Consider the following 6,930-nt stretch of genomic DNA (forward strand, 5'->3'; position numbering starts at 1 on the left):
ATGCTTCCAATTCTTCCAAAAACAGGAGCCAAGCCCATGAAAACACGTATCACAGAGCTATTCGGTATCGAACATCCAATCATTCAGGGCGGCATGCATTATGTCGGATTCGCCGAGCTCGCCGCAGCCGTATCCAACGCCGGTGGCCTTGGCATCATCACCGCGCTGACCCAGCCATCTGCCGCCGCGCTGGCCGACGAAATCGCCAAATGCCGCGACATGACCGACAAGCCGTTCGGCGTGAACCTGACCTTCCTGCCGGTCGTCAACGCGCCCGATTATGAAGGCATGGTCAAGGCGATCATCGAAGGCGGCGTCAAGGTCGTCGAAACCGCCGGCAACAATCCGGTTCAGGTGCTCCCCGCTCTGCACGATGCCGGCATCAAGGTGATCCACAAATGCACCGCCGTCCGCCACGCGCTGAAAGCGCAGAGCATCGGTTGTGACGCGGTCTCGGTCGACGGCTTCGAATGCGGCGGCCATCCCGGCGAAGACGATATTCCGAACATGATCCTGCTGCCCCGCGCGGCCGACGAACTGGATATTCCTTTTGTCTCCTCCGGTGGTCAGGCCGATGGCCGCAGCCTTGTCGCCTCGCTCGCCATGGGCGCAGAAGGCATGAACATGGGCACGCGCTTTATCGCCACCAAGGAAGCACCCGTGCACCAGAATGTGAAGGATGCGATTGTCGCGGCCAGCGAACTCGACACCCGCCTTGTCATGCGCCCACTGCGCAACACCGAGCGGGTGCTGACCAACCCGGCGGTCGAAAAACTGCTCGAGATCGAAAAGGAAAAGGGCGCCGACCTGCAATTCTCCGATGTTATCGAACAGGTTGCGGGCGTCTATCCGAAAATCATGATGGAAGGCACGATGGATGCCGGTGCCTGGAGCTGCGGCATGGTCGCCGGCCTGATCAACGACATCCCGACCTGCCAGGAACTGATCGACCGGATCATGGCCGAAGCGGACCAGATCATCAACCAGCGGCTCAAGGGCTTTCTGGCGGGCTGATCGCTCCAATTTGCTCCGGATTGACTAATAGCCAATTTCGGTTACCCATTGGACTTTAATCATATCCGGAGCATCCGAACATGGCAGAACCATTTTACTTGCGGGCAAAGCGGGTTGTTTCGGCGGGGATCGAGTCCGCTCTCGATCACGCCGAACGCGCCAGCGGGACCAGCCTGATGCGCGAAGCCATCCGGGAGGTTGACCGGGCGATAGAGAAGGTTCGCGGCGAACATGAGGAGGCCCTCGATCGCCAGAGCCAGGCCGTTGGCCAGCAGAAACTGTCGGCCCAGCGGGCGGAAGAATGGTTGGGCAAAGTGCAGTTCACTCTGGAAAAAGGCCGTGAGGATCTGGCCGAAGCCGCGATCATGCAGCAGATGGAATTTGAGGCCAAGGTCAAGCATTTCAAGGGTCAGGAAGCATCTGCAAAGACAGATGCCAGCCGTCTCGACGGCTTGCTGGAAGAGCTTGCTGCCCGCAAAGCTGTCATGGAAGATGAACTCGCCGCGTTTGAAAAGATGATGAGCGAGAATAATGCTGCCAGCGACGGCAAATCCAAATCCGACCGAAGCGTTGACCGGAAAGTCGAACGTGCCGAAGCAACCTTTGACCGCACCATGGAACTGGCTGGCGGCGTGAATGGCACTTCAAAACATGCTACGGAAATCGGCAAAATGCAGCGACACTCCGAAGTCGAAGAGCGGCTGGCGGCGATGAAAAAGCGATGAAAGCCAAAAGCGGCAAAGGCGGCAAAAGCAAATAGACCGGCCAACGGCTTCCGGCATTTCCAGACCGGAGACTCTTCATTTACACCGGTCTCCTATAAGCACAAAAAAGCCCCCGGAATCGCTTCCGGGGGCTTTTGTTTAGTGGTTGATCGTTCGGTTTAACGGGAAATCGCGTTGCCGATAACCGCTCCGATGATGCCGCTGGTCACGGCGATCAGCACCGCATCATTGCCGGACCGGACCCACTGGTAACCGCGCGGCGCATTGGAGAGCCGATAGGCACGGGGATTATCGATCACCCGATAATTGGTCGCATAGCGCCGGTCGAACCGCTGGCCCTTGGACCAGTTCCGGTGGTTCTGGTTCGTGCTATAACGGGTCTTGCTGTAGCGAACGGGAGCGGCTTTCTGCGTGGTAACCGTCTTGGTCACGGTGCGCTTGCCCTGCTTGTTGGTCACCGTTTTCTGACTCGTCGTTTTATGCGAGCGCTGGACATTGTCGCGCGGAGCAGCCTGAGCCTGGGCGGTAACCATTGGAGACACCGCCATGGTTGTTACTGCCATAGCCATCAGAAACTTTTTCATATTCAAATCCTTTTCTATCTGGCGCCAACTGCGGCGTCACAAACAGAAATAGGCGAGACCTGTCGCAGGCCTTTGTCAGATTCGCGCTATTTTGTACTAGAGTGTCGCAGAAACCCGATGCGGTTCATCTGGCGATCAGCTAGCGGGGCCTCATTCCCCCCAAAGCGCCAATACCGACCGCAAAGCCGTCACCAGCGCCAGCGGCTGGTCGAGCATCAGATGATGTTCGGCCTCCGGTACCGCGATCATCGGAATATGGTCGCCACCGAGCTCGCGCAGATAGGCGGCGCTGTCACCGTCGAACAATTTGCTATTCTCGCCATAGACGATCGCCACCCGGTGCGGCAGATCGACGATCCGCTGGCCTGTCTGCAGCCATTTGGCCTGATCGGCGTCATGGCGATGGAATACCATCGGATCGAATTTCCAGGACCAGCCTTGCGTCTCGCCGTCCTCGACCCGGCGCAGCGAATGATAGGCCATATAGTCAAACAGAAACGGCTGCTGCACCGCTTGTGGCGGCGAGAGAACGAAACGTCCATATGCCGCCTCATAGTCGGGGTAGAGCTTGTTGGGCCGATCCGAGCGGCCCGATCCGGGAGGCCCGCCGCCGCCCTTGAAATGCGCCATCAGCCGTTCGGGCCGCAACACCATCAGGTCACAGATAACCAGACCACCGAAGCGGTCACCGGCCAGTTCCATTGCCTGCAGGGCCACGCCCGAACCGAAGCTGTGGGCGATGATCTTGGGCTTCACCGGTCCGGCGAACAGGTCCAGCGCGTCTGCAATGGCCACCATCCGCTTGGCCCGCTTGATCCCGTCACAGTCCGGGATCATCTCGCTCTCGCCCATCCCGGCAAGGTCATAGGCGACGATATCATAGTCTTCCGCCAGAAACGGTGCGATAAAGGCAAAGCAGCGCGCGTGCGCCAGAAAGCCGTGGGTCATCAGCAGCGGCGGCTTGCCGCGCGTGCCCCAGCGGAAATAATGGACCTTGTGCCCATCGACTTCGACAAAGGCTTCCTCGCGCGGGACGTCCATTGCGCGAACGAACCATGCGGGCAGGTCATGCGACGCTGCCCACTGGTCTACAATATCTGTGTTTGCCATATGCCGGGCTTATTCACCCTTCCAGTCAGGCTTGCGCTTCTGGGCGAAGGCGAGCGAGCCTTCCTGCGCATCCTTGGAGGTGAAGACCGGCGTGGTGATTTCGGCCTGTTTCTTCCAGGCTTCCTCGCTGGTCCAGTCATAGCTTTCGTTGATGATCTTCTTTGTCGCTTTCAGCGCCAGTGGACCATTGGCCGCAACGGTCGTCGCCAGCTCGATTGCGGCCTCGAGAGCGGCGCCCTCGGTCACGCGGTTGACGAAGCCGACCTCATAGGCGCGCTGTGCGGTAAAGAAATCACCGGTTAGGGCCCATTCCATGGCGATGCGCTTGCCGACAATCTGCTGCAACTTGATCACGCCGCCAGCCGCTGCCACGAGGCTGCGCTTCACTTCGGGGATGCCGAATTTCGCGTTGACGTTGGCAACGCACAGGTCGCAGGCCAGAGCCAGTTCGAGACCGCCAGCCAGCGCATAGCCCTCGACCGCAGCGATCAGCGGCTTTTCCGGACCCTTTTCGGTGATACCGCCAAAGCCATAGCCTTTGACCGACGGCGTTTCACCGCGCAAAAAGCCCTTGAGATCCATGCCGGAACAGAATGTCCCGCCAGCTCCGGTGATTATGCCCGCGTTGAGGCTGTTATCATTGTCGAGCTGTTCCATCGCCGCGCGAATGCCTTCGGCTGCCGCCTTGGTCATCGCGTTTTTCGCGTCGGGCCGGTTGATCGTGACGATGATGAAACCGTCCTGGATATCGGTGAGTACTTCAGACATTTTATTTCTCCTTTATAGCGGACCCAGCAAGCGCTGGAACCGCATTCAATCAGATTTCAAATTTCTCACGCGAAGACGCGAAGGCGCAAAGATATCCTTCTTCGTGGCTTCGCGTCTTCGCGTGATAATTTATCTTCCTTCTTTTCCGTTACCGCGGATGTTTTTCAATCAAACAACAGGTTAGCCAGTTTCGACCGCTGGTAGGCGGCGTCGCCGATCAGGGCACCTGACAAAATCGCTTTGCGCCGGTGCAGCTGGGCGTCGCAATCATGGGTGAAGCCAAAGCCGCCGTGAAACTGGATCGCCCGGTCTGCCGCGGTGGAATAGCTCGAATGGGATTGCGCCGCCGCCATACGGACAGCAACCTCGCCGCGTCCCTGTTCGCCCCAGCTGTGCGCCGCGCTGTAGAGATGCGTCCGCGCTTTTTCATATTCGACATAATTGTTCACCGTCGGGTGTTTCAGCGCCTGATAGCTGCCGATAATCTTGCCGAACTGCTTGCGGGTCTTGAGATATTCCAGCGTATAGTCGATCACCGACTGCGCCCCGCCGGTCATTTCAGCCGCATGGATCAGGCCCGCTGCCAGATCGATTTTCTCCAGCGTCTCGCGGGTCCGTGATGCGTCGAACAATGCATTGGCCGACAGAGTCACGCCATCCAGATTCACTTCATAGCTGCGCGCGGTTTCGTCGATCACCGTTTCACGGCGCAGCGATCCTTCCGGCAGGCTGATCGTTCGATCAGGGCAAAGCGCACCGCGCCGTCGATCTTCACCGAAGCGATGATCAGTTCCGCGCTGTCGGCCCAGAGCACCAGCTGCTTCTTGCCGGACAGGCTCACATTGTCGCCGCTCACATCGCCGGTCGCGTCTATGTTGGACAGGTCCCAGTCGCCATTGTCTTCGCGCAGGGCCAGCGTTGCCGCTGCACCCGCCGCGATTTTTGGGAGCCACTCGGCCTGCTGTGCTTCGCTGCCACCGGCCAGCAAGGCCTGTGCCGCCAGCGTTGTCGATCCGAAAGGCGTGCTCATCAGATTGCGGCCCATTTGCTCGGCAATCGGAACGACTTCGGCCATCGACAGGCCAACCCCGTCATGCGCTTCGGGAATCGCGATCGCCAGCCAGCCGAGCTCGCCGATTTCTTTCCAGATGCCGGGATCATAGCCCAGATCATCTTCGATCAGCGCCCGCACCTTGTCGACCGGGCTTTTGTCGCGACAGAAATTGGTCGCCACGTCCATCAGTTCGATCTGCTCTTCGGTTGTCCCGATTGTGCCTAGATTATCCATATATATCCTCAATTCCCAAATTGGCCTCAAGACCGTTCGTGGTGAGCCTGTCGAACCACTTCTCCCGTCGAAAAATGTCCTTCGACAAGCTCAGGACGAACGGCGGTTCACGGCTTCAGATTTATCGCGTTTTCGGCAGTCCCAGCGCATGCTCTGCGACAATGTTGCGCTGGATCTCCGATGTCCCGCCGCCGATCGTGGCCGAGAAACTGTTCAAATAGCTGCGATGCCAGTAACCGTCGTCGATCGCATTTTCGTCGCCGACATAATATCCCGCCTTGCTACCCTGGAAGGCCAGCGAAAATTCGGTCAGTTCGCGGATCAGCTCGGTGCGCGCCAGCTTGTTCATCAGCGGCAGCCCCATCGGCTTGTCCTGCATCAGTTGCGGCATCCGCCGGCGCGTGTTGTTCAGATTCAGCGCCTGAATATCGATCATATATTGCGTCATCTTGTCGCGCATCACCGGATCGTCGAGCAAGGGCTTGCCGTTGCGGACCGAATTTTTGGCCAGCTCGACAATCTCCATCACGTCGAGTTCCTTGACGAAGAAACCGCCCACCGGCTTGACCTTGGCGCCGCGCTCATATTCCAGCGTCTTCATCGCCATCGACCAGCCATTGCCCTCGCCGCCGAACAGGCAGTCTGCGGATATACGGGCGTCGGTGAAGAAGGTCTGGACGAAGCCATATTCGCCGGTCAGCTTCTTGATCCGGCTGGTGGTGATGCCGTCGATCTTCATCGGGTTGAGGAAGAAGCTGAGGCCGGCATATTTGTTCGGCGCATCGAAATCGGTGCGCGCCAGCAGGATCATATATTTCGCGCGGTCTCCAAGCGAGGTCCAGATTTTCGAGCCGTTGAGCACATATTCATCGCCATCCCTGACGGCCTTCAACTGTGCGTTACCCAAATCCGATCCGTTTTCCGGTTCGGAAAAGCCCTGGCACCAGATATCCTCGGCGCTGAGCATCGGCTTGATATATTTCTGCTTCTGCTCCTCGCTGCCAAGATCGAGGATCAGCGGCCCGGCCCAGCCGTTGCCGATCGCGTTGAGCATGATCGGCGCGTCATATTTCTTCATCGCCCTTGTGGCGACCCGCTGAAATTCGCTGTGCAGTCCGCCACCGCCATATTCCTTTGGCCAGCTGGCGCCGAGATAGCCCGCTTCATAGACTTTGCGCTGCCAGTCGCGGAGAAAATCGAACTGCTGGTCGGTCGACACTTCCATGAAGGTCAGCGGCAGCATGAAACCGGGATCACGGACGGTATTTTCCTTGAACCAGGCGTCCGCCTGTTCGGCATAATCCTTCAGTTCGGCTGCACTCGGTTTGTCGGCCATAGGTCTTGCTCCCGTTTTCTTATCAATAGGGCCAGTGGCACGGTCCCATTGCCTGCGATATTGCTTGAATCGATAGCGGGTTAATTGAACGATTAAATTGCAAAA

At 58.3% G+C, this 6,930-nt stretch carries 8 protein-coding genes; 2 read left to right on the top strand and 6 right to left on the bottom strand.

All coding sequences use genetic code 11. From position 1 onward, the window contains the following. Positions 1-36: 36 nt before the first annotated feature. Together C8024_RS11565 and C8024_RS11570 are read left to right on the top strand one after the other, a co-directional pair. Entirely contained in the window at positions 37-1,014 is a 978-nt protein-coding gene (locus tag C8024_RS11565) for a nitronate monooxygenase family protein (RefSeq protein WP_100093517.1), read from the top strand. A gap of 80 nt (positions 1,015-1,094) precedes the next feature. Beyond that, positions 1,095-1,739, top strand: a complete 645-nt coding sequence (locus tag C8024_RS11570; protein WP_173205295.1) for a PspA/IM30 family protein — start codon at positions 1,095-1,097, stop codon at positions 1,737-1,739. 158 nt (positions 1,740-1,897) lie between these two features. On the opposite strand, the gene C8024_RS11575 is transcribed toward C8024_RS11570, so the two are convergent. The 6 genes from C8024_RS11575 to C8024_RS11595 form a co-directional block, all read right to left on the bottom strand. Further along, a complete protein-coding gene (locus C8024_RS11575; protein ID WP_254305833.1) occupies positions 1,898-2,323 on the bottom strand; it encodes an RcnB family protein in 426 nt (141 codons plus the stop codon). Between the two features lie 150 nt (positions 2,324-2,473). After that, positions 2,474-3,433 (bottom strand): alpha/beta fold hydrolase, encoded by a 960-nt coding sequence (locus C8024_RS11580; RefSeq protein ID WP_173205297.1) that lies wholly within the window; start codon positions 3,431-3,433, stop codon positions 2,474-2,476. A gap of 9 nt (positions 3,434-3,442) precedes the next feature. Continuing rightward, the gene (locus tag C8024_RS11585; protein ID WP_173205300.1) at positions 3,443-4,201 is read right to left on the bottom strand and encodes a crotonase/enoyl-CoA hydratase family protein; all 759 of its coding nucleotides are present in this window, start codon (positions 4,199-4,201) and stop codon (positions 3,443-3,445) included. Between the two features lie 164 nt (positions 4,202-4,365). Further along, a complete protein-coding gene (locus tag C8024_RS21665; protein WP_367947297.1) occupies positions 4,366-4,899 on the bottom strand; it encodes an acyl-CoA dehydrogenase family protein in 534 nt (177 codons plus the stop codon). After that, positions 4,896-5,489 (bottom strand): acyl-CoA dehydrogenase family protein, encoded by a 594-nt coding sequence (locus C8024_RS21670; RefSeq protein ID WP_254305834.1) that lies wholly within the window; start codon positions 5,487-5,489, stop codon positions 4,896-4,898. Before C8024_RS21670 ends, C8024_RS21665 begins: the two co-directional genes overlap by 4 nt. A gap of 121 nt (positions 5,490-5,610) precedes the next feature. Beyond that, on the bottom strand, positions 5,611-6,825 hold the full coding sequence (locus C8024_RS11595; protein ID WP_173205303.1) for an acyl-CoA dehydrogenase family protein: 1,215 nt from the start codon (positions 6,823-6,825) through the stop codon (positions 5,611-5,613). Positions 6,826-6,930: the final 105 nt, after the last annotated feature.

The sequence above is a fragment of the Sphingopyxis sp. BSNA05 genome, assembly GCF_013265645.1.
GTDB lineage: Bacteria > Pseudomonadota > Alphaproteobacteria > Sphingomonadales > Sphingomonadaceae > Parasphingorhabdus.

Excerpts from the sequence above, each read along its gene's own strand:
- C8024_RS11565 (WP_100093517.1), top strand. The coding sequence starts at position 37 with ATGAAAACACGTATCACAGAGCTATTCGGTATCGAACATCCAATCATT.
- C8024_RS11575 (WP_254305833.1), bottom strand. The coding sequence starts at position 2,323 with ATGAAAAAGTTTCTGATGGCTATGGCAGTAACAACCATGGCGGTGTCT.
- C8024_RS21670 (WP_254305834.1), bottom strand. The coding sequence starts at position 5,489 with ATGGATAATCTAGGCACAATCGGGACAACCGAAGAGCAGATCGAACTG.
- C8024_RS11585 (WP_173205300.1), bottom strand. The coding sequence starts at position 4,201 with ATGTCTGAAGTACTCACCGATATCCAGGACGGTTTCATCATCGTCACG.
- C8024_RS11595 (WP_173205303.1), bottom strand. The coding sequence starts at position 6,825 with ATGGCCGACAAACCGAGTGCAGCCGAACTGAAGGATTATGCCGAACAG.
- C8024_RS11570 (WP_173205295.1), top strand. The coding sequence starts at position 1,095 with ATGGCAGAACCATTTTACTTGCGGGCAAAGCGGGTTGTTTCGGCGGGG.
- C8024_RS11580 (WP_173205297.1), bottom strand. The coding sequence starts at position 3,433 with ATGGCAAACACAGATATTGTAGACCAGTGGGCAGCGTCGCATGACCTG.